This window comes from Niallia sp. 03133 (assembly GCF_052663225.1).
The window spans coordinates 140733-163838 of record NZ_JBQTCY010000004.1; the positions used below are offsets into that span (position 1 = coordinate 140733).

General features: G+C 37.6%; 23 protein-coding genes and 1 other annotated feature. All 23 genes read right to left on the reverse strand.

Going from position 1 to position 23106, the window contains the following annotated elements:
* Positions 1-78 precede the first annotated feature (78 nt).
* The 23 genes from pyrE to sigG all read right to left on the reverse strand — a co-directional run bounded on the left by pyrE (position 79) and on the right by sigG (position 22992).
* Positions 79-705 (reverse strand): orotate phosphoribosyltransferase, encoded by a 627-nt coding sequence (pyrE, locus tag ACTYBU_RS07105; RefSeq protein WP_445488361.1) that lies wholly within the window; start codon positions 703-705, stop codon positions 79-81.
* Positions 702-1418, reverse strand: a complete 717-nt coding sequence (gene pyrF / locus ACTYBU_RS07110) for an orotidine-5'-phosphate decarboxylase (protein ID WP_445488363.1) — start codon at positions 1416-1418, stop codon at positions 702-704. The genes pyrE and pyrF overlap by 4 nt, the downstream gene beginning before the upstream one ends.
* The gene (locus tag ACTYBU_RS07115; protein ID WP_445488365.1) at positions 1390-2331 is read right to left on the reverse strand and encodes a dihydroorotate dehydrogenase; all 942 of its coding nucleotides are present in this window, start codon (positions 2329-2331) and stop codon (positions 1390-1392) included. Before ACTYBU_RS07115 ends, pyrF begins: the two co-directional genes overlap by 29 nt.
* Complete coding sequence (locus ACTYBU_RS07120; protein WP_445488779.1) at positions 2328-3104, reverse strand: dihydroorotate dehydrogenase electron transfer subunit; 777 nt, start codon at positions 3102-3104, stop codon at positions 2328-2330. Before ACTYBU_RS07120 ends, ACTYBU_RS07115 begins: the two co-directional genes overlap by 4 nt.
* Positions 3104-6316, reverse strand: a complete 3213-nt coding sequence (gene carB / locus ACTYBU_RS07125; RefSeq protein WP_445488367.1) for a carbamoyl-phosphate synthase large subunit — start codon at positions 6314-6316, stop codon at positions 3104-3106. Before carB ends, ACTYBU_RS07120 begins: the two co-directional genes overlap by 1 nt.
* Positions 6303-7400 (reverse strand): carbamoyl phosphate synthase small subunit, encoded by a 1098-nt coding sequence (locus ACTYBU_RS07130; protein WP_445488369.1) that lies wholly within the window; start codon positions 7398-7400, stop codon positions 6303-6305. The genes carB and ACTYBU_RS07130 overlap by 14 nt, the downstream gene beginning before the upstream one ends.
* Positions 7397-8683: a dihydroorotase gene (locus ACTYBU_RS07135; protein WP_445488370.1), complete on the reverse strand. Its 1287-nt coding sequence runs from the start codon at positions 8681-8683 to the stop codon at positions 7397-7399. The genes ACTYBU_RS07130 and ACTYBU_RS07135 overlap by 4 nt, the downstream gene beginning before the upstream one ends.
* The gene (locus ACTYBU_RS07140; RefSeq protein WP_445488371.1) at positions 8646-9587 is read right to left on the reverse strand and encodes an aspartate carbamoyltransferase catalytic subunit; all 942 of its coding nucleotides are present in this window, start codon (positions 9585-9587) and stop codon (positions 8646-8648) included. Before ACTYBU_RS07140 ends, ACTYBU_RS07135 begins: the two co-directional genes overlap by 38 nt.
* Before the next feature lie 230 nt (positions 9588-9817).
* Positions 9818-11104, reverse strand: coding sequence for a solute carrier family 23 protein (locus tag ACTYBU_RS07145; RefSeq protein ID WP_445488373.1), 1287 nt, complete (start codon positions 11102-11104; stop codon positions 9818-9820).
* A 177-nt stretch (positions 11105-11281) separates the two neighbouring features.
* The gene (gene pyrR, locus ACTYBU_RS07150; protein ID WP_445488375.1) at positions 11282-11824 is read right to left on the reverse strand and encodes a bifunctional pyr operon transcriptional regulator/uracil phosphoribosyltransferase PyrR; all 543 of its coding nucleotides are present in this window, start codon (positions 11822-11824) and stop codon (positions 11282-11284) included.
* A gap of 176 nt (positions 11825-12000) precedes the next feature.
* On the reverse strand, positions 12001-12912 hold the full coding sequence (locus ACTYBU_RS07155; protein ID WP_445488376.1) for an RluA family pseudouridine synthase: 912 nt from the start codon (positions 12910-12912) through the stop codon (positions 12001-12003).
* On the reverse strand, positions 12881-13393 hold the full coding sequence (lspA, locus tag ACTYBU_RS07160) for a signal peptidase II (protein WP_445488377.1): 513 nt from the start codon (positions 13391-13393) through the stop codon (positions 12881-12883). The genes ACTYBU_RS07155 and lspA overlap by 32 nt, the downstream gene beginning before the upstream one ends.
* Before the next feature lie 162 nt (positions 13394-13555).
* Complete coding sequence (locus ACTYBU_RS07165) at positions 13556-13837, reverse strand: hypothetical protein (protein ID WP_445488379.1); 282 nt, start codon at positions 13835-13837, stop codon at positions 13556-13558.
* A gap of 303 nt (positions 13838-14140) precedes the next feature.
* Positions 14141-16912: an isoleucine--tRNA ligase gene (gene ileS / locus ACTYBU_RS07170; RefSeq protein WP_445488381.1), complete on the reverse strand. Its 2772-nt coding sequence runs from the start codon at positions 16910-16912 to the stop codon at positions 14141-14143.
* 147 nt (positions 16913-17059) lie between these two features.
* Positions 17060-17293: a binding site (T-box leader), on the reverse strand.
* A gap of 60 nt (positions 17294-17353) precedes the next feature.
* Positions 17354-17851, reverse strand: a complete 498-nt coding sequence (locus tag ACTYBU_RS07175; protein WP_445488383.1) for a DivIVA domain-containing protein — start codon at positions 17849-17851, stop codon at positions 17354-17356.
* A 275-nt stretch (positions 17852-18126) separates the two neighbouring features.
* On the reverse strand, positions 18127-18900 hold the full coding sequence (locus tag ACTYBU_RS07180) for a YlmH family RNA-binding protein (protein ID WP_445488385.1): 774 nt from the start codon (positions 18898-18900) through the stop codon (positions 18127-18129).
* A gap of 65 nt (positions 18901-18965) precedes the next feature.
* Positions 18966-19229 (reverse strand): YggT family protein, encoded by a 264-nt coding sequence (locus ACTYBU_RS07185; protein ID WP_445488387.1) that lies wholly within the window; start codon positions 19227-19229, stop codon positions 18966-18968.
* 6 nt (positions 19230-19235) lie between these two features.
* Positions 19236-19718 (reverse strand): cell division protein SepF, encoded by a 483-nt coding sequence (locus ACTYBU_RS07190; protein WP_445488388.1) that lies wholly within the window; start codon positions 19716-19718, stop codon positions 19236-19238.
* A gap of 13 nt (positions 19719-19731) precedes the next feature.
* On the reverse strand, positions 19732-20409 hold the full coding sequence (locus ACTYBU_RS07195) for a YggS family pyridoxal phosphate-dependent enzyme (RefSeq protein ID WP_445488390.1): 678 nt from the start codon (positions 20407-20409) through the stop codon (positions 19732-19734).
* Positions 20410-21237: a peptidoglycan editing factor PgeF gene (pgeF, locus tag ACTYBU_RS07200; RefSeq protein WP_445488391.1), complete on the reverse strand. Its 828-nt coding sequence runs from the start codon at positions 21235-21237 to the stop codon at positions 20410-20412. It lies immediately after the preceding gene.
* A gap of 71 nt (positions 21238-21308) precedes the next feature.
* The gene (locus ACTYBU_RS07205) at positions 21309-21572 is read right to left on the reverse strand and encodes a YlmC/YmxH family sporulation protein (RefSeq protein ID WP_445488392.1); all 264 of its coding nucleotides are present in this window, start codon (positions 21570-21572) and stop codon (positions 21309-21311) included.
* A 391-nt stretch (positions 21573-21963) separates the two neighbouring features.
* Positions 21964-22128, reverse strand: a complete 165-nt coding sequence (locus tag ACTYBU_RS07210; RefSeq protein WP_445488394.1) for a hypothetical protein — start codon at positions 22126-22128, stop codon at positions 21964-21966.
* An 84-nt stretch (positions 22129-22212) separates the two neighbouring features.
* A complete protein-coding gene (gene sigG / locus ACTYBU_RS07215; protein WP_445488396.1) occupies positions 22213-22992 on the reverse strand; it encodes an RNA polymerase sporulation sigma factor SigG in 780 nt (259 codons plus the stop codon).
* Positions 22993-23106 lie beyond the last annotated feature (114 nt).

The following is a 23106-nucleotide window of genomic DNA, read 5'->3' on the forward strand; positions in this document are numbered from 1 at the left end:
AAAAAGGTGCACCCTATACTTTTTCTAAAAAGCAAGTGATGCACCCATCATTTTTTCTACTTTCCAATGAAAACTATTTTACTTACCTGCCCATTCAGCTGGGTTCTCTTTCCAAGCCTGTAAGCTTGCTAAATCTTCCTCTTTAATATAACCGCATTTTTGCGCCACTTCTAATAGGGAAGAATAATCTGTTAACGAATATACCTTTACATCTGCATCAGCCAATAGCTCTTTTCCTTTTGGAAGCTCGTATGTAAAAATAGAGACTACGCCTAATACTTCACATCCTGCATCACGAAGGCTGTTTACTGCTGTTATGACACTTCCGCCAGTGGAAATCAAATCTTCTACTACTACTACTTTTTGTCCTTTTTCTACTTTACCTTCAATTTGATTTCCTTTGCCGTGTTCTTTTGCTTTTGAACGAACATAACACATTGGAAGTTCAAGCACATCACTTGCCCATGCTGCATGAGGTATTCCTGCTGTAGCAGTTCCAGCTACGACCTCTGTTTCCGGAAATTTCTCTTTAATTAAGCTTGCAAGTCCATTTGCAATTTCTTTGCGAACTTCTGGATAAGAAAGAGTTAAACGATTATCACAATATATAGGTGACTTTATTCCTGAAGCCCATGTAAAAGGATTATTTGGCTGTAAAAAAACAGCTTGAATTTTTAATAGTTGCTCTGCTATTGTTTGTTTCATTTTGCAACACCCTCCCATTCATTTTTAAAACGGACATAACTTTCATATGGATTAGCGCTTCTTGTTATGGATCTGCCGACCACTATAGCAGAAACCCCGTTGTTTCTTGCTGTCTGTGGTGTAGCTACACGTACTTGGTCTTGTACATTATCTGTTTCTAATCGTATTCCAGGCGTTACGGTTAAGAAAGAACTTCCTAATTGCTTACGAATGCTTGCCGCTTCCAATGTGGAACATACTACTCCATCAAGGCCTGCCTGTTTTGTAATGCTTGCATAATGCAAGACAGAATCCATCAGCGGCACTTTGATTAACTGTTCGTTTTGCATTTGCGCTTCTGATGTACTGGTTAATTGGGTCACCGCAATGCAGCGAGGTCGGATTTGGCCAGAAGCTGTTCCTGCTTCCAATCCTTCTAATGCCCCTACCATCATATTGATTCCACCTGCAGCATGCACATTGACAAGATCTACCCCAAGTCCCGCCATATTCTTCATTGCGCTTTTTACTGTATTTGGAATGTCGTGCAGCTTTAAGTCTAGGAAAATTTGATGATTTTGCTCTTTTAATCGTTGGATGATGCTCGGGCCTTCTTTGTAAAATAACTCCATTCCCACTTTTACAAATAATTGCTCCCCATTAAATTTTTGCAGAAAAGAAAAAACCTCCTCTTTATCTGCAAAATCAAGGGCGATGATAAGCGAGTTGTTCATGTTTGCCCCAGCTCCTTCCTGTACATTCTGAAATATGTTTGATCCCATATTTATCTAATAATGCCGGCAATTCAGCGATAATTTTAGGACATATAAACGGATCAACAAAGTTGGAAGTTCCAACTGCTACAGCACTTGCTCCTGCATAGAAAAATTCCAGCACATCTTCTGCCGATGCCACGCCTCCCATGCCAATTATCGGCAAATCAACCGCCTGGCTTACTTCATATACCATTCGAATAGCAACTGGTTTGATAGAAGGACCTGATAAACCACCTGTCTTATTGGCTAAAATCGGCTTGCCCGTTTTTAAATCCAATCGCATTCCAAGCAAAGTATTAATCATCGTGATTCCGTCTGCACCGCCTGCTTCCACTGCCTTTGCCATATCCACAATATTGGTGACATTAGGAGAAAGCTTAACATATACAGGCTTTTCGGAAACTTCCTTTACTTTCCTGGTCAGATTTTCAGCTACTTCTGGAATGGTTCCAAACATAATTCCTCCTGTTTTTACATTCGGACAAGATATATTCAATTCTAAAGCTTTTACATTTGGTGCTTTTGATATTTCTTTTGCCACTTCCACATAGTCCTCTTCTAATGAACCTGCAACGTTTGCGATAATAGGTACATCATAATTAGCCAGCCATGGCAGCTCTTCTCCTATTACTTTTTTTAATCCAGGATTTTGCAGGCCAATGGCATTCAGCATGCCAGAAGTTGTTTCAGCCACTCGTGGAGTCGGGTTGCCAAATCTAGGTTCTGCTGTTGTCGCTTTAATCATAATGGCCCCGAGTTCGCTTAAATCATAAAGATTGCTGAATTCTCGTCCAAATCCAAAACAGCCGGATGCAGGAATAATTGGATTTTTTAAACTTAAACCAGGAAGTTCAACTTGTAATCGATTCATATTACTACCTCCCCTGCCTTAAATACAGGCCCATCTGTACAAACTTTTTTATAAGTAAATCCTGTTGGATCATCTGCTTTATGACAAACACATGCAAAGCAGGCACCGATACCACAGCCCATTCGTTCTTCCAACGAGATAAATACTCTTTTATCAGGAAAGGATGTTTCAAGATTGCGAAGCATCGGCGTCGGTCCGCAGGAAAATAACACATCAAATTGCAGCTCTTGTTGTGCGATGACATCTGTTACAAATCCTTTTGTTCCATGTGTTCCGTCCACTGTTGCTACATAAGTGTCTCCCAATGCTTTAAATTCCTTTTCATAAAAAACAACGGAAGACGTTTGAAATCCAAGCACTGTAATCACTTTTACACCTTTTGCTGTTAAACGATGTGCCAATTCATACAATGGAGGTACTCCTATTCCACCCCCAACTAACAGGGCTGTTTCACCAGCTGCGGCTTCCTCCACTTTAAATCCGTTTCCAAGCGGTCCTAAAACATCTACTAATTCTCCAGCTTTTTTTTCACCTAAAAGCTGTGTTCCCCTGCCTTCTTTTCGATAAATCATCGTAAAAGTGAGATTTGCTTGATCAATTTTGGAAATACTGATCGGTCTTCTTAGCAATGGCTCAAACGTATCTCCAACTTTTATATGCACAAATTTTCCCGGCTCATCTATTTCATGAACAAGCTCACCTCTAAGGGTGAGCTCCATTATATTTTCGGCTATTTCCGTATGATTTACAACCGTACATAATTCGTTTTTAATCATGACAGTACTGCCTCCACATTTTTTTGTCCATCATTCATCGCTTCTGCAGAGAAAGTCATGCTTTCTACCACTCGTAAAATCGCTTCTGCAGTATCCAATGAAGTTAAACATGGAATGCCATTTTCAACAGATTCTCTTCGAATTCTGAAACCGTCCCGTGCCGGCTGGCTGCCTTTTGAGAAGGTGTTGATGACAAATTGTGTCTGACCATTGCGGATTACATCGATTAGCGTTGTACCTTCTCCGCCAATTTTGTCTACTACTTTTACCGGAATATTATTTTTCTCTAAAAATGATGCTGTTCCACTTGTCGCCATTAAACTATATCCGATATTTGTAAATCTTTTCGCCAGAAGCAATGCTTCTTCTTTATCTTTATCTCCAATTGTCATTAAGACAGTTCCAATTGTTTTAATTTTCATGCCTGATGCAATAAGGCCTTTATATAAAGCTTTTTCTAATGTAATATCTTTCCCCATTACTTCGCCTGTTGACTTCATTTCAGGTCCAAGTGTAATGTCAACTCTACGTAATTTGGCAAAAGAGAATACCGGTACTTTTACAAAGACACCATCTTTTTCGGGAACCAGCCCAGAAGTATATCCAAGACCTTTAAGCGTTTCTCCCAAAATAACTTTTGTGGCAATTTTAGCCATAGGCACATTCGTTATTTTGCTTAAGAAAGGAACAGTTCTACTTGAACGTGGATTTACTTCAAGCACAAATACTTCGCCTTTTGAAATAACATATTGGATATTAAGCAAGCCGACAATGTTTAATCCTTTTGCAAGCCTTGTTGTATAATCAATTAGCGTTTGTTTTATTTCATTCGACAAGCTTTGTGGTGGATATACTGCAATCGAGTCACCAGAGTGAACACCAGCACGTTCAATATGCTCCATAATTCCTGGAATGACAACGTCTTTTCCGTCGCAAATAGCATCCACTTCTATTTCTTTCCCTGTTAAATAACGGTCAATCAAGATCGGCTGTCCTGGGCTGGCTTTTACCGCATTTTCCATATAAGGAATTAATTCCGCTTCTTTATAAACGATTTGCATCGCTCTTCCGCCCAATACATATGAAGGACGTACAAGAACTGGATAGCCAATATTTTTTGCTACTTCAACAGCTTCTTGAACTGTTAAAGCAGTTTTTCCTTCAGGCTGCGGAATTCCTAAATCATGAAGAGACTGCTCAAACTTATCACGATCTTCTGCACGGTCTAAATCTTCCAATGTTGTTCCTAAAATCTTCACTCCGCGCTTCACTAACTGTTCTGCCAAGTTGATGGCAGTTTGTCCGCCAAATTGCACAACAACCCCTTCAGGCTTTTCTAAATCAATAATGTGCATAACATCTTCAATTGTTAATGGTTCAAAATATAATTTATCTGAAATACTGAAGTCTGTTGAAACAGTTTCTGGATTGTTGTTGATGATAATTGCTTCATAGCCAGATTCTTTTATAGCCCATACTGAATGAACGGTTGCATAATCAAATTCAATTCCTTGGCCAATTCGGATAGGTCCTGAACCGAGTACTACAATGCTTTTTCGATCTGTCACAATGGATTCATTTTCCTCTTCGTATGTTCCATAGAAATAAGGCGTTTCAGATTCGAATTCTGCTGCACATGTATCTACTGTTTTATACACAGGAACAAGTTTGTTCTCTGCTCTCCAGTTATAAACCTCAAGCTCTGTTGAATTCCAAAGTTTTGCCAACTGTATATCAGCAAATCCTTTTTCTTTTGCTTTTTTTGCTTGCACTAAATCAAACGGTTTATCAGCCAATTCCTTTTCGAGCAAAATAATGCCTTCCATTTTCTTTAAGAAGAATAAGTCAATTTTGCTCCATTCATGTATAGTTTCAATGGATACCCCTCTTGTTAATGCCTCTGCAATATAGAACAATCGTTCATCTCCAGCATTGCGGATTCTTTTTTCCAATAGTTCATCACTGATCTCGTCACCAGATGTTAAAGCAAAATGATAGACTTTTGCTTCAAGGGAACGTATTGCCTTTAATAAGGATTCTTCAAACGTTCTTCCAATTGCCATAACTTCCCCAGTTGCTTTCATTTGGGTGCCCAGGTTACGTTTGGCAGACTCAAATTTATCAAAAGGAAAGCGTGGAATTTTACTTACTATATAATCCAGTGCCGGCTCAAAGCTTGCATATGTTTTTCCTGTAACTGGATTCATCATTTCATCCAATGTCAATCCTACAGCAATTTTTGCAGCTAGCTTTGCGATCGGATAGCCTGTAGCTTTACTTGCAAGTGCAGATGAGCGGCTAACACGCGGGTTTACTTCGATAATATAGTATTGATAGCTATCAGGATCCAACGCAAGCTGTACGTTACATCCGCCTTCAATTTTCAGTGCACGGATAATTTTTAGAGACGTATTGCGCAATAATTGGTATTCACGGTCACTTAATGTTTGGCTTGGTGCTACAACGATGCTGTCGCCTGTATGAATGCCGACCGGATCAATGTTTTCCATATTACACACAACAATGGCATTATCATTGCTGTCACGCATTACTTCATATTCAATTTCTTTAAAGCCAGCGATGCTTTTTTCTAATAGACATTGTGTAACAGGACTGTTTTTTAAACCGCTAGTTACAATTTCCACTAATTCCGCTTCATTATGGCAGATTCCTCCACCTGTTCCCCCTAAAGTGAAGGCTGGGCGGACAATTACTGGATAGCCTATTTCTTCTACAAACGCTTTTGCTTCGTCCATATTATGAATAATTTCACTTTCAGGCACTGGTTCGTTTAGTTCGTTCATTAAGGTGCGGAAAAGATCACGGTCTTCTGCTTGTTGAATCGCAGACAGCTTTGTTCCAAGCACCTCTACCTCGCATTCTTCCAACACGCCTGCTTCCGATAGCTCAACTGCCATGTTTAGCCCTGTTTGTCCTCCTAGTGTTGGCAGGATCGCATCTGGTCTTTCTTTACGGATAATTCTGCTGACAAACTCAAGTGTTATTGGTTCTATATAAACGGCATCAGCAATCTCTGTATCTGTCATTATGGTTGCTGGGTTGGAATTGACAAGGATTACGCGATATCCTTCTTCTTTTAATGCCATACAAGCTTGTGTTCCTGCATAGTCAAATTCTGCTGCTTGTCCAATAATGATTGGTCCTGATCCAATTACTAGTATACTTTTGATATCTTTACGCTTTGACATATGCGGCACCTTCCTGTTTATGTGATAAAATCAACGAAATAAATCGATCGAATAAATAGTTTGCATCTTCTGGTCCTGGTGATGCTTCTGGGTGGTATTGAACAGTAAATGCTGGATATTGTTTATGCTGTAATCCTTCAATTGTTCCATCATTTAATGCAATATGAGTTACTTCTAAATCTGTCTGCTTAATAGATTCCTCTTCTACTGTATAGCCATGGTTTTGAGCTGTTAAGGAAACTTTTCCTGTTAGTAAATCTTTGACAGGATGGTTCGAACCTCTATGTCCAAATTTCATTTTTTCTGTGTTTGCTCCACTTGCAAGGGCAAACAATTGATGCCCTAAGCAAATTCCAAATAATGGAACCTTACCTAAAACACCTTGTATCATTTCAATTGATTCTGGCACATCTTTAGGATCTCCAGGTCCATTTGACAACATAATTCCATCTGGACTTAAGCGTAATATTTCTTCTGATGTAGTGTTGTATGGTACTACAATGACATCACAATCCCGTTGGTTTAATTCTCGAAGTATGCCGTGTTTCATTCCATAATCAACCAGCACCACACGATGTCCACGACCTGGACTTGGGTAAGCTTTTTTTGTAGAAACCTGTTGGACTTGATCGTTTCTTAATGTGGTGCTTTGTAGTTTTTCTACAACAGTATTAACATCTTCTTCCACACTGCAGATCGCACCCTTTAATGCTCCATGCTGTCGGATGATTCTCGTTAATTTTCTTGTATCAATTCCTGCAAGGCCTGGAATATTTTTTTGTTTAAAGTATTCATCAAGTGAAAGCTCGTTTCTCCAATTGGATGGAAAATCGCACACCTCTTTTACAATAAATCCTTGAATGGCAGGTGTTATCGACTCAAAATCATCGCGATTGATTCCGTAATTCCCTACTAAAGGATAAGTTAACGTTACAATCTGTCCACAATAAGACGGATCAGATAATATTTCTTGATAGCCTGTCATTCCTGTATTAAATACTACTTCTCCAAATGTGTTTGTATCTGCGCCAAAGCCTTCGCCAATAAACACAGTTCCATCTTCAAGAATTAATTGTTTTTTCATGCGTTCACACTTTCCTTTCTCCATGCAATCTTACCGTCAACTAGTGTAGCGGTTGGCCACCCTTGGCATTCCCATCCTGTAAATGGTGTATTTTTTCCTTTTGATAAAAATGTTTCCGGATTAATTTTTTCTGTTTCTTCTAAATCAAGGATGACAATATCTGCTTGTTTTCCAACTTCCAGCCTGCCTGCTGCAAGATTAAATGTATCAGCCGGTTTTTTTGTTAAAAAGTCGATTAATTGTAATAGACTCATTTTTCCTGTCTTCACAAAATGTGTATACAATAATGGAAAAGCTGTTTCTAAACCAACAATTCCAAAAGGAGCACTTTCTATTCCTTGGGCTTTTTCTTCTGCTGTATGTGGTGCATGATCTGTTGCAATGAAATCAATCGTTCCATCAAGCAGCCCTTCGATTAAAGCATCACGATCGTCTTTTCCTCTTAATGGAGGATTCATTTTAAAGTTCGTATCTTTTCCTTCTATATCATGTTCACATAATAATAAATGGTGTGGAGAAACTTCTGCAGTAACACGGATGCCAGCTTTTTTCGCATCCCTTACAACACGGACAGATTCTTTTGTACTTATATGGCAAACATGATAATGGCAGCCTGCTGCTTCAGCCAAAAGAACATCTCTTGCAATCTGTACGGATTCACAAACGGATGGAATTCCATTTAATCCGTTTGCTTTTGAGTATTCCCCTTCATGTACACACCCTTTATTGATTAAGCTGTTATCTTCACAATGTGCAACAATTGCCATGTCTAAGCTTGCAGCACGTTTCATTGCTTTAAGCATTTGTCCAGCTTCTTGAACGCCAACCCCATCATCTGTAAAAGCAAATGCGCCTAACTCTTTTAAGGCAGCAAAATCTGTCAATTCTTCTCCAAGTTGCCTAATCGTAATGGAAGCGTACGGAAGAACATGCACATGGGCAGTTTCTTTAATGCGCTCATTGAGACTATGTAGATGTTCCACTGTATCCGGAACAGGTCTCGTATTTGGCATGCTTGCAATTGTCGTAAATCCACCCTTTGCAGCAGCCATTGTTCCAGTTGCAATTGTTTCTTTCTTTTCGCCCCCTGGTTCCCTTAAATGAACATGTACATCGATAAATCCTGGTGCAACCAATTTTCCCTCTGCGTCGATTATTTCTTCTGCTTTATTAGAAATATTAGAGCCTATTTCTTTGATTTCTCCATCCTCAATTAAAATATCCTTTATTACAATTTCACCTGTATTAGTAAGCAATTGGCCATTTTTTATTATTATTGACATGCAAATTTCCTCCTTCAACTTTTTGTAGTGATCTTTTTAATACTGCCATGCGAACAAACACACCATTTTGCATTTGTTTAAAAATTCTTGATCGGTCGCATTCTACTATTTCATCTGCTATTTCCACATTACGATTTACTGGTGCAGGATGCATAATAATGCTTCCTGGTTTCATTCTTTTTTCTCTTTCCACGGTTAATCCATATTTCAGATGATAATCATGTTTCGTCATCTCTACTGCGTTTTCGCTGTGGCGTTCATGCTGAATTCTTAAAAGCATAACAACATCAGAAGTTTCAATAGCTGAATCAAGTTCTTCATAATTAGCACCAGTCAGCATCTTTTCATCAAACCATTCTTCCGGTCCGGAGAATACAACTTTTGCTCCGAGTCTTGTTAAAGCATCTGCATTTGATCTTGCAACTCGGCTGTGTCTTATGTCGCCGATAATACTGATTTTCAACCCTTCAAAGCTTTTAAACTCTTGTTGTATCGTTAATAAATCCAATAAAGATTGGGTTGGGTGATTTCCGCAACCATCTCCTGCATTAATGACAGGAATATTTATTTTTCCCACGAGTTCCTGAAAAAAATTGTCCTGTTGATGTCTCACAACTACTGCATTTACACCAATTGATTCCAAGGTGCGTACTGTATCGTATAATGTTTCCCCTTTAACAACGCTGGAAGCACTCGTTTCGAACGGGACAACTTCAAGTCCCAGCTTTCTCTCAGCCACTTCAAAGCTGCATTTTGTTCTTGTGCTCGGTTCAAAAAAAAGATTGGCTACAAAGCTTTGCTTATCCGGCTTCCATTGGGACCCGTTTGCAAAATTTTGTGCATCATGCAGGATTGCTTTGATGTCTTCAACCGATAATTCTGCTGTTGTTAATAAGTTTTCCATTATATTGCCTCCTTTTATCAATCAATCTTTAATGGCTTCTTGTTGTAAATCTTGTAAAAAAGACACCCTGCTGCAGAAATGGGTGTCAAAAGTTGAAGTGTTTCCACACCTGTATAAGCTGTTTTAAACTTATTTTAAAACCACTTATGACTAGGATCTTAAACCTTCAACACCCTTATAAGTCTCTCTGTACTTTTTTAAAAGGTGTATCCTTATTTAGTTTTGCATTTTTATTCTCCAAATAAATCTTCTTTCGCTTTTTCCCTCCCTGGAAGAAGGATATTAAGAATAATTCCAATGATTGCTGCCAGTGCCATGCCTTCTAATTTAAACTGGTCGCCGATATGGATGGATGCTCCTCCAATACCTGTAACAAGAATAACAGAAGCAATCACTAAATTGCGATTTTTGCTAAAGTCTGTTTTAGCTTCTATTAATATTCTAAGACCAGATGACGCAATGATTCCAAATAGCAAGATAGATACTCCGCCCATTACTGGTGCAGGGATCGAATTAATTAAAGCGGTAATTTTTCCGATAAAACCGAAAGCAATGGCTAGCACTGCCGCCCCTGCAAGCACATAAACACTATAGACTTTCGTAATGGCCAATACTCCAATATTTTCACCGTAAGTAGTTTTTGACGGTCCGCCAATAAGAGAAGAAATAAGCGTTGCTGTTCCATCCCCTAAAATACTTCGGTGCAGCCCGGGATCTTTTATATAATCTTTGCCTACTACTTTACTTAACACGAGCTGATGTCCAATATGTTCAGTTAATGTAACGATCGCTACCGGTACAAAAAGAGCCAGTATAGCGGCGTTTATATTCACTTTATAGTCTACAAACGGGAAGATAAAATCTGGCATTGCAAATATATCTGCATCTAGCACCTGCTTAAAATCAACCACTCCAACAGCCAGTGCGTAAAGATATCCTACAATAATTCCTGCAAGAATAGGGATAAAGCTGAACACCCCTTTTCCGAATATCGTAAATAAGATAGTTGCAAGCAACGTTACCAATGCTACAGAGAAAAATAATAAATTGTACTTCCCTGTTGCTGGATTATTCATTGCTTGATTTACTGCTGTACTTGCCAATGCTAATCCGATAACCATAATAACTGGACCTACAACAACCGGCGGAAGTAAATTCATTATCCAGCGATAACCTGCTTTTTTGATTAGCAGCGCTACAATACCGTAAACGATGCCTGCAATAAATGTTCCGATCATAGCAGCACCTGGCCCGCCTAATTGTTTTGCTGCTATAACAGGTGCAATAAAGGCAAAGGACGAACCTAAGTATGCCGGAACCTTAAATTTTGTAATAAAAAGAAAAGCCAGTGTTCCTAGTCCACTTGAAACTAAAGCGACCGCAGGACTTAGTCCGATTAAATATGGTACTAATACTGTTGCTCCAAACATTGCAAATAAGTGCTGTAAACTTAATGTAATCCATTGAGAAGAAGTTGGTTTATCGTTAATTCCTAATAGTGGTTTGTTCGTATTCATAATAGTTTCCCTCGTTTGTTACAAAGATACAATTTTTGTATAATGTTAGTATGTTTCTTTTTGCAATAAAAAACCCCTTATTTGTTGGACATCTAAGAGGTTTTAGGCAGGAGGGAATAAGGTCCTTCCTATCATCACCCCTTCTCAGTCTCACGGAACTGCTCTTAAAAGGGTTATTTAATTTTCGAATATATTTACTTCATCATGGCCATCCACTTCAGCCAATTCCACCACAATTTTTTCCGAACTGGACGTTGGAATATTTTTGCCAACATAATCTGCGCGGATTGGAAGTTCTCTATGGCCTCTATCCACCAGCACGGCCAGTTGAATAGAAGAAGGTCTTCCAATATCCATCAACGCATCCATCGCTGCACGAACAGTTCTTCCTGTATACAATACATCATCCACCAATATAACTTTTAAATCCTGTATTTCTGTCGGAATGTCAGAACCTTTTACAAGTGGTTCCTGATTATTTGTTTTTTTCGATAAATCATCTCGGTATAATGTAATATCCAATTCACCTACAGTGATTTTTTTTCCTTCTATCTGAGAAATTTTTTCTGCTAATCGATTAGCAATATAAATCCCTCTTGTACGAATACCTACAAGGATACAATTTTCTATCCCTTTGTTTCTTTCAATAATTTCATGGGCTATTCTTGTTAAACCCCGTCTAATTGCCTGATTATCTAGTACAAGTGCTTTTTGTGACATGTATCTAAACACCTTTCTACAAAAAAAATCCTCTCAACCGTTTTGGATGAGAGGACAGACTAGTAGCATAATACTTTGCCAAAATTTGCTAATCCGTTTCCTTCTCAACCTCACGGGATTGATTTAAAGGACTTATTATTAAACTAACACAATAATAGTATAAACAAAGCAGCCTGTCAACGATTATTGCGCAAATTACTTAATAGATTGTCGAAGTATAAAGGCAATGGTGCTTCAAACTCTTTATATTCACCTGTTCTTGGATGATTAAACCCTAATATTCCTGCATGCAGCGCTTGACCGCCGATGTCTAATGTTTTGCGCGGTCCATATTTTGGATCGCCTGCCAATGGATAGCCGATATATTTCATATGCACACGAATTTGATGAGTTCTGCCTGTTTCCAATTGACATTCAATATACGTGAACCCTTCCAATCTTTCTATTACATGGAAATGGGTTACTGCATGTTTCCCCTTATCGACTACTGTCATGCTTTGTCTATCTTTTGCATCACGCCCCAACGGTGCATCTATTGTGCCGTAGTCATGTGGAATCGACCCGTGGACTAATGCTTTGTATTTTCGTGTCACTGTTTTTTCCACTAGTTGATTGACTAAGCTTTCATGTGCTGCATCGTTTTTTGCCACCATTAATAAACCCGAAGTATCTTTATCAATACGATGGACAATACCAGGGCGCATTATTCCATTAATACCGGATAAATCTTTGCAATGAGCCATTAAACCATTGACAAGTGTACCGGAAACATGACCAGGGGCAGGATGAACGACCATTCCTTTAGGTTTATTGACAACAATAACATCACTGTCTTCATAATAAATGTCCAGATCCATCTCTTCGGCGGCCACATCCAATTCAGTGGGTTCTGGTATATCGATTATGACTACATCATTTAATACCCCTTTATATTTTGTTTTCACAACATGGCCATTTACGGTAACATGTCCATCTTTTATCCATGCTTGAACTTGAGTGCGCGACCAGTCTTTTTCAAACATCGATACTATTTTATCTATTCTTTCATTTACTTGCTCATCTTGAATGATGTATTCCCTTTTTTCCATTTTTTTTCTCCTTTTTTGCTTCTCTTTCCTCCCTCAGCATGACAATTAACAATAATATTACACCGATTACTAAACTTGAATCAGCAATATTAAATATCGGAAAATCATAACGAAAGATATACGTATTAATAAAGTCAACTACATACTGATGCCTGATGCGGTCAATAAAATTGCCTAGTGCACCGCCTAAAATTAATCCTAGCGAAACGCCGAATAATCTTTTCCCCTTAGTGCCTGTTTGAATAAAATAGCAAATTCCTGCTATGACTAATAATGTAATGATATAGAAAAATGACATTTTCCCTTGTAAAATTCCCCAAGCTGCTCCCGAATTTCGATGGGAAGTAATATAAAAAACATTTTTAATTACTTCAATGCTTTCTCCAAGTTCCATATTTTTAGCAACCAACCATTTTGTCCATTGATCAATTATTATAACGAAAAGTGCAATTATGTAATAAAACACTAAAGTTACCTCCATTTCTCGAGTCTCCTTTAGCATTTTAGCATAAACTGCATAAAAACGATAGTTATCCTTTCCATGCTTTCAACATAATGACAGGAATACCTTTTTAGCATTAATTTTCTTTTACTTATTTTTTTCATATAACACTCATTTTTCCATATTATCCTGATTGTAGTTCTAGTGCAGGGACTTTCGATAATAGGTTTGCAATTCTTTCAAATCCTTTTTTGATTTAATGGTAGGAATAATGGATAAAATATCTTCTGGTATCAGTTCACCAGAAATTTCACATGTTCCAAAACTGCCATTTTCTAATTTTTTCATCGACTCTTCTACATCGTGTAGTTCTGCCTCTATAAACTGGTTAATTTTTGATTCTCTACTCACTCTTAAAGTTGCTGCTAATTCTATTTGTGTCATACGGAGTTCTGTATAAAGCTTTTCTAAAGTAGTTGTCATACGCCATCCTCCGTTCTAGGTTGTTGTAAATTGTAAATATGATCCTTAAAAATAGTTTTTCCAGAGTACAGACGAAAAACCAACTAAACTTTTAACAGTCATAACAACAATTAACGGAGGTGGAAGTATTTTTATAAAAATTCTTTTTCTTTCTATAGAATAGGAAGCAAAAGAACATGGAATTCACTATAATTTTTGAAGTTGCGACGTTAGTACGAAAATTGTTTTGTCTTCACTATGAAGAGCCATGACAAAAATCATCATGGCTCTTCAGGCAGTCAAATTTAACTTGTATATTATTGTTTATGCCAATTCGCTGTAGTTTTCTTTTACAACAGATGCACATCTAGCACATAAAGTTGAATGGTCTTCGTCAGCTCCAACATCTGTAGTAACAGTCCAGCATCTTTCACATGTTTCACCGTCTGCTTTTGACACGATAATGGCAGCATGTTCTAGCTTCAATGCATCTTCAGGTGCCACTTCATAATCACCAACTACTTCAAAACCGGAAACAATAAACAATTGTTTTAAATTCTCTTGGATTGAATTTAACAGTTCATTTGTTTCTTCATTAACATAAAGGGTAATTTTCGCTGCTAATGATTTGCCAATTACTTTTTGATTGCGCGCTTCTTCTAAAGCTTTTAATACATCATCACGCAGCTGCATGAATTTATTCCATTTTTCTAATAGAGCATCACTGTTTTGAAGATCTTTATATTCAGGGAAATCCGTTAACTGTACACTTTCTTCTGATACAGAAGAAATATGGCTCCAAACCTCATCTGCTGTATGTGGAAGAATTGGTGCTACTAATTTTGTCAAGCTTAATAAGCTCTCATATAATACCGTTTGAATCGCTCTTCTTTCTTGATTATCCGCTGCTTCAATATATAATACATCTTTAGAAAAATCTAAATAGAACGAACTTAAATCCAGTGTGCAGAAATTATTAATCGCATGATAAATCGTAGAGAATTCAAACTTATCATATGATTCCTGTACATTTTTAATTAAATTGTTGAGTTTAACCATCATAAATTGATCTACTTCTCGAAGATCATCATAAGCTACACCATTTTTCTCCGGATCGAAATCGGCTAAATTCCCTAAAAGGAAGCGGAATGTATTTCTAATTTTACGATATCCCTCTGTTACCTGCTTCAAAATAGCATCAGAAACACGAACATCCGATTGAAAATCAACAGAGGCTACCCATAAACGAAGAATATCCGCTCCAAGCTGGTTCATTACTTTAGCCGGCACCATAACATTGCCAAGAGATTTACTCATTTTTCTGCCTTCTCCATCCAGAACGAAGCCATGGCTTAAAACTCCTTTATATGGAGCTTTTCCAGTTACGGCAACAGCTGTCGATAAAGAAGAGTTAAACCAGCCGCGATATTGGTCAGATCCTTCTAAATAAAGGTCTGCAGGTCGTTGCAATTCTGCTCTTTCTTCCAACACAGATTGATGAGAAGAACCTGAATCAAACCAAACATCCATAATATCTGTTTCTTTTGTAAATGTACCGTTAGGACTTCCTGGATGCGTAAACCCTTCTGGCAATAATTCTTTTGCTGTTTTTTCAAACCATACATTTGAACCATGCTCTCTAAACAGGCTAGAGATATGCTCAATTGTTTCATCTGTAATTATGCTGTCTCCATTTTCTGCATAAAATACAGGAATTGGCACGCCCCAAGCACGCTGTCTTGAAATACACCAGTCGCCGCGGTCGCGAACCATGTTAAAGAGTCTTGTTTCTCCCCATGCCGGAACCCATTGTGTTTCTTTTACTGCATTTAAAAGTTCATTTCTGAAATCTTTTATGGAAGCAAACCATTGCGCAGTCGCACGGAAAATAACTGGTTTTTTGGTTCTCCAATCATGTGGATAAGAATGTGTGATAAAGGTTAATTTTAACAGCGCACCAACTTCTTCTAATTTTTCTGTAATTGGTTTATTTGCTTTATCATAAAATAACCCTTCAAATCCAGGAGCTTCTGATGTCATGACCCCTTTATCATCTACTGGACATAATACTTCCAAGCCATATTTCTGCCCCACAAGGAAATCGTCTTCCCCATGTCCTGGAGCAGTGTGGACACAGCCTGTACCTGCATCTGTTGTCACATGCTCCCCTAACATAACAAGGGATTCGCGATCATATAAAGGATGTACTGCCTTTATATTCTCCAGTTCAGAACCCTTCACTTCTTGTACAATCGCTGCTTCTTTCCACTCTATTTCTGTTTTTACTGTATCTAATAAGTCTTTGGCAACTAAATATTTATTACCTTGTTCTGCCACTACTACATACGTCAATTCTGGATGAACGGAAATTCCTAAATTTGCTGGGATGGTCCATGGAGTTGTTGTCCAGATAACGATTTGAACATCGTCTCCAATAACACCATTTCCTTCTTTTACTTTAAAGCCAACATATATAGAAGGTGACTGTTTATCTTTGTACTCAATTTCAGCTTCTGCTAATGCCGATTCACTTGTTGGAGACCAATATACCGGTTTTAAACCTTTGTAGATATATCCTTTTTTCGCCATTTCACCAAACACTTTAATCTGCTGCGCCTCATAAGCCGGTTTTAATGTTATATAAGGATTTTCCCAGTCGCCGCGAACACCTAAGCGTTTAAACTGTTCTCTTTGACTGTCGATTTGGCCAAGTGCATACTCTGCGCAAAGTTTTCGGAACTCTGCAACGGTCATTTCTTTTCGTTTTACCCCTTTGTTTGTAAGAGCTTGTTCAATTGGCAAGCCATGGGTATCCCAGCCTGGAACATACGGTGCATTAAAACCAGTCATTGATTTATAACGAACAATAAAATCTTTTAAAATTTTATTTAGTGCATGGCCAATATGAATATCGCCGTTTGCATAGGGAGGTCCATCATGCAGAATATACTTCGGACGGTCCTTTGTCCGTTCTTGCACTTTTTCATAAATATTTATCTCTTTCCACTCAGCCTGAATATCCGGCTCACGGTTAGGAAGGTTTCCTCTCATCGGAAATGCTGTTTTTGGCATAAGCAATGTATCTTTGTATTCCATTTTTTTCCTCCAATAAAAATATTCTCTTTGTATTCATGCAGCTTTCCCTTAAATCTGCTATCTATAAGGTTGAAAGACTTCTTTCCTATTATAGTCCTGATAAGTAAATTGTTAATCAGAACACAACAAAAAACCTCCTCATCCCATAAAAGGGACGAGAAGGTTTGATTTATCCCGCGGTACCACCCTTATAGACAGAACGATATTCCATCCACTTTGAGCATTTTATATCGGTAATGAACCGCCTTTTCCTACTTGTATTTTCAAAAAAGGTACTCAAGGGTGATTTTCCAATTTCGACTTATATCAGGCTCTCACCAACCCTGACTCGCTTATATATAAGTTTTTTCGTCATTGTACTGTCCCTGTCCACGCAAACATGAATATACTATTGTTACAAAATTATAGGCTAAAATAACACCGTTCGTCAAGATTTGATCGTTAATTTGATGAATTTAACTCAGATGCATCCAACTCATATTCTAACAGATGATCCCAATCGTCATTATTTAACATATCTAATTGAGCTTCAATCAGCATTTTAAAACGAGTGCGGAAAACTTTGGACTGTTTTTTCAGTTCTTCTATTTCCAGTGCAATTTTGCGAGCCTTTGACAGCGATTCATTAATAATGCGGTCAGCATTTTTTTCCGCTTCTTTAATGATTAATTTCGCTTCTTTTTGCGCATTGCGTTTTACTTCTTCTGCAGCTTCTTGGGCCACAACAATGGATTTATTTAATGTTTCTTCTATATTATTATAATGACCAATTCGATCGGTTAATTCGCTTAGTCTTTCTTCCATCGCCTTCTTCTCACGAATAATGTTTTCATAATCCTTGATTACTTGATCCAAAAATTCATTTACTTCATCTTCATCATATCCACGAAAACCTTTACTGAATTCCTTATTGTGAATATCTAACGGTGTTAATGGCATAATGCCACCTCCCAAGCTTCAATTTCTTTTCATTATGTCTTATGTATCATCTTACTTCAATTCGACAGGATTAATGTAATTCCTTCATTTTTTTTAGAAAATACGGCAAAAAAAGAGGAAGAGAGACAAAATAATTACCGATGAAAATATTGTAACATAGTTAGAGTGGAAAGAAACTACTCTTTTTGGAAAGTACAGTAAATGTTTTCGGTCAGTCTAAAAAGCGAGAGAAGCTTGTCAACTTTCCTGCCAGTGCCTGAAAATTATCAATACGGTTATTTAATCTTGCCAATCACGACTCTCCATTTATCTTTTTTTGTTTTGCCTTCTATTACTTTTAGAATGGATCTGCCTTGTCCTCTAACAGAGAGTACGTCTCCTTCTTCGCAAATAAAAGCCACTTGCTCCACAGGAGAAAAATTCACCTTCGTTAACCCTTGGGTAATAAATAATTGCGCCTTTTGCCTTGAGATATTATAAATGCCTGCTATAACAGCATCCAACCTCAAAGATGATAAGGTTGTACTTGTTTCCGTCCAATTTTCTTCCGTTTGCAGGACATTATCCCAATCTTCCTCTTTCAACTGTACTTTTGCTTTGCCTATAGAGTCTAATTGCAGACGTACATAATCTTTCATCTCTTCACAAACAATCAGCTGAATTCTGCCCTCTTTGATTAAAATATCACCAAATTTACCTCTGGCTAATCCCATTGACATGACACTGCCAAGTACTTGTGGATGCTCTATCGTAATAAATTTTCTAGAATAATCAATTTCCAATAAAGCAAGCTGAAAATCATCCTGTTCCACTTCAAAATAATCCGGATAAATTATTGCTCTTTTTCGCTCTGCTTCTTCTGCGCCCCCAGAAAAACCAAATTTAATCGGCATGTTTTGTCCGATAATCATACTCACAATTTTTTGTTCTCTTGGATCCAAAAAATCAGTCAACTTTGGTGCATACGTATTTTCGACATCATTTCTCCATGCATGCACTTGGTCGATAAAGTCCTTTTCTTCTGGTCGAAAATGCTGATAAATCGTCATTTGCTAACCCCCCTCTTTTTTCCAATAAAAAAAGGCCAGCAGCAACTAGCCTTTTTCCACAGTTATTAAATAAGCCAACTGTATAATTGAATTACACCACTTCTTGCTAATTGTAAAACAAAAAGAGCCACAATTGGAGAAATATCAATCATGCCGATCGGCGGTATAAACCTTCTAAATTGCTCTAAATACGGTTCGCAAATACGTGCTAAAATGCCTCCGAATGCAGTATCTCTTGCATTTGGAATCCAAGACATTAAAATAAAAATAACTAATGCATAAGAATAATATGTGATTAATTTTATAATAATACTAAATAATATGTCCATTAAGTGCTACCACCTCGTATTTTCAAATTCAGTTTCTTGCAGAATTTGGGAAATATTCCCTGAAACCTCTACATTATCAGGCGTACATAAAAAGATATCGGTTCCAATTTTTTGGATGTCTCCGCCAATTGCATATACGGTTCCACTAAGAAAATCCACTATTCTTTTTCCTTGATCTTTTTCAATGCGCTGCAGGTTGACTACAACAGCACGTCTATTTTTCAGCTGATCTGCAATATCCTGCGCCTCTGCATAAACACGAGGCTCTACTAAAAATACTTTCGATGATTTTTGTACACTTTGCAGACTAACCACGTTTTGCTTCTGCTGCGACGACTGCTGTTGCTGGTGGGAAGCATGCTGCTGCTGTTGATATTGATTCTGATTATAATTTTTTACAGGTTCTGCTTCTTCCTCATACCTTTCTTGTTCCTCATCATACTCATCTTCTAAAAAAAAGAATGTTTTTATTTTTGACTTTAAACTCATTTTTTTCAGCCTCCTATTTCTCGTTTCCTACTAAAGCAGTTCCAATTCTTATCATGGTTGCTCCTTCTTCGATAGCAATCGAGTAATCATTCGACATTCCCATAGAAAGCTCTATACATGGCGCGTAATCTAAATGCATTGCTTGAATTTCAGTTTGCAGCCGCTTTAATGTTTGAAAACAGCTGCGCAGTTGTGCTTCATCATCTGTAAATGGCGCCATCGTCATTAATCCAACGATTTGTATATTTGTATACTCGGCTAGATTTTTTATAAAATTGATTGTTTCTTCAGGTGCCAATCCATGTTTCGTTTCTTCTTGTGAAGTGTTCACCTGCACAAGACATTTTATTGTTCTATCAGCACGTTTATGTATCTCTTTTGCTAAGCTTAAACGATCAAGGGAATGGATGTAATCAACATAATCTATAATACTTTTTACTTTTCTCGTTTGCAATGAGCCGATAAAATGCCATACAGGCTTGTCCTTTAATATTTCAAATTTAGCTAGGAGGCCATCTTCCCTATTCTCTCCTAAATGCCTCACACCTGCTTCTAATGCTTCTTGTGCTCTCTCTATTGTAACATATTTTGTCACTGCAATTAAGGTAATATCATTCTTTGGACGATTTACTTTCACACATGCTTCTTCTATATTTTTTTCGATTTTTTCAAAATTATCTTTCACCAACATTTAAACAATAACATCCTCTCTCCATCCAATAAAACTCATCATTCTTCCTGTTTTCCCATTATCCCGGCGATGGGAAAAAAAATAGTCCTGATGATGGCTGGTGCAATAATTAGTTATTTGTATATTCTTTTCTTCTATACCCGCTTTTACAGCAATATACTTGTTAAGCTGCTGCAAATTTAATGCATATTGATTCGGAGACACGGAATAATACGGTTTCTCTTCGGTTGCCTGCACCAATTTATCCACTTCTACTATCACTCGGTCATCCACAACATAATTCGCTTGAGAAATAGATGGACCTATAACCATTAATACTTCATCCGCTTTTATATGATGTGCAGCAAAAACGTCAATCATTTCTTTGGCAATGCCCAGTACGGTGCCCTTCCATCCGGCATGCGCAGCGCCAATTGCACCCGATTTAGGATGAAAAAAATACAACGGAACACAATCAGCATAGCATAATGTCAATAAAATGCCTTTTTCACTAGTAAAAAATCCATCTGTATCCGAAAAAGCACTTTCATAATCAGCAGATCCCCTGCCTGTATGTTCCTTTGTTATTACTTTAATCTTTGTTTTATGAGTCTGTTCTGCTCCAACCCATTTTTCCAATGGAAATTTCAATTTTTCAGCTAATATTTTACGATTGGCACTTACCGTATCATTTGCATCATTTACATGAAAGGCAAGGTTTAAACTTTCCCAGTCTTCTTTGCTTTTCCCTCCATTTTTAGTAGAGAATCCAGCTATTAGATTGGGAAATAGCCTACACCAATCATCAATCATAAAAAATGCTTCTTCTTTTAAAGTAAAAGGATCCATTTTTATTACCTCATTGTTTTTTTATAGTGTACCATAGTCCATATAATTTGGTCACAAAAAATCATGATTTGTTATACTTCGTCTTCGGCCAATGCCAAGTGATTATGATATCGCACCAAAATAACGTCTTCCCCTATTTTTAATATATTACTCCATGGAATGACAATATCTGCTTCTCGTCCAAAAAAACCAAGAACTTTTCCCGGTCCTCCGATAATAATGGATTCGATTTTTCCAGTCTGTAAATTTATGTCAATATCACCTATATTGCCTAATTTTTTTCCGTTGGCAACATTCACAACGTCTTTAATCTGAAAATCGGATATTTTCATCATGCTTCACTCCCGCCCTTTATATCGCAGATTAAACGTACATCACTTATAGACATTATATGATGGTTGAGATAAAAATTAGTACCAATCAATGACCATAAAATTATTTAATAGGCTCTTTTCATATAGATTGTTATTATATAACCCACAGCCTGGAAACACTGCGCTTTCCGCATGGCGAGCCTAGAGCCGCTTCGTCGTTTCACTCCTGCTTTCTTCTCGCATCTCGCCTGTCTCGGTTAATCCTTGCTGAGAGTCTACGTTTATTCATGCTGCTCAGTCATTCTAAAAGGTTTTCCATCTTAATAAAAGGAATCAAGCTTTTAGAAATCAGCCTTAAATAACACGCAAAAAGACTGCCAGTATTCGGCAGCCTTAGATTGTAGACAAAGAATTATTTATTGGACTCTCCTATTTCATATGTAAATGTATTTAGGCTGACAGTTGCTTTCCATTGGCCTAAATACAATAAAGTGAACCTTCCATCAGTGGGGGTTTTCTTCATCCCCCATTGATGGTTAGTTGCACTTATCGGACCTTTACGGGCAGTTATCCCCACCTAGCTTCCTCGATTTCTCGGCATCCCCGAGGTGGGGTACTGCCCGTTAAGAGTGGGATAAATATATTTTACATTATGAATAATTCAACTTTGTATATTTTTATTCATTTGTTTGATAGCAGCTTTTTCTAATCGTGAAACTTGAGCTTGTGATATACCAATTTCATCTGCCACTTCCATCTGCGTTTTACCCTGAAAAAACCGCTTTCGCAATATGAGCTTTTCACGATCATTTAGTCTTCTCATACCTTCTTTTAACGCTAATTCTTCTACCCATTGAATATCCTTGTTTTTTTCATCACTTAACTGATCCATCACAAAAATTGGATCTCCACCATCATTATAGATCGGTTCAAAAAGGGAAACCGGATCTTGGATAGCATCTAAGGCAAATACAATATCCTCATGCGGGATATCCAACTCCTTTGCTATTTCCTCAGCTGTCGGTTCTTTGGATGTTTTGCTCATCAAACGCTCCCTTACTTGCAGTGCTTTGTAGGCAATATCCCTTAGAGATCTTGATACTCTAATTGGATTATTATCTCTCAAGTAACGTCGTATTTCCCCAATGATCATCGGGACAGCATAGGTGGAAAACTTTACGTTTTGACTTAAATCAAAATTATCAATAGATTTCATTAGACCAATACAACCAACTTGAAACAAGTCATCGACAAATTCGCCCCTATTATTAAATCGCTGAATAACACTTAAAACAAGGCGAAGATTTCCATTCACTAGACTTTCTCTAGCGGTTATATCTCCCTGATGCATTTGCTTGAAGAGCTGTCTCATTTCTTCATTTTTTAATACTGGAAGCTTTGATGTATCAACACCGCAAATTTCTACTTTATTTCGAGTCAATCTATTTCCCTCCTCATAGGAGCTGCTGTTCAAAAAACAGTATCTCCTTGAGAAGGAAAAATATGCATGAACGAATTTTGCATTTTTTTCGAATCAGAAAAAAAACCTTGTTGC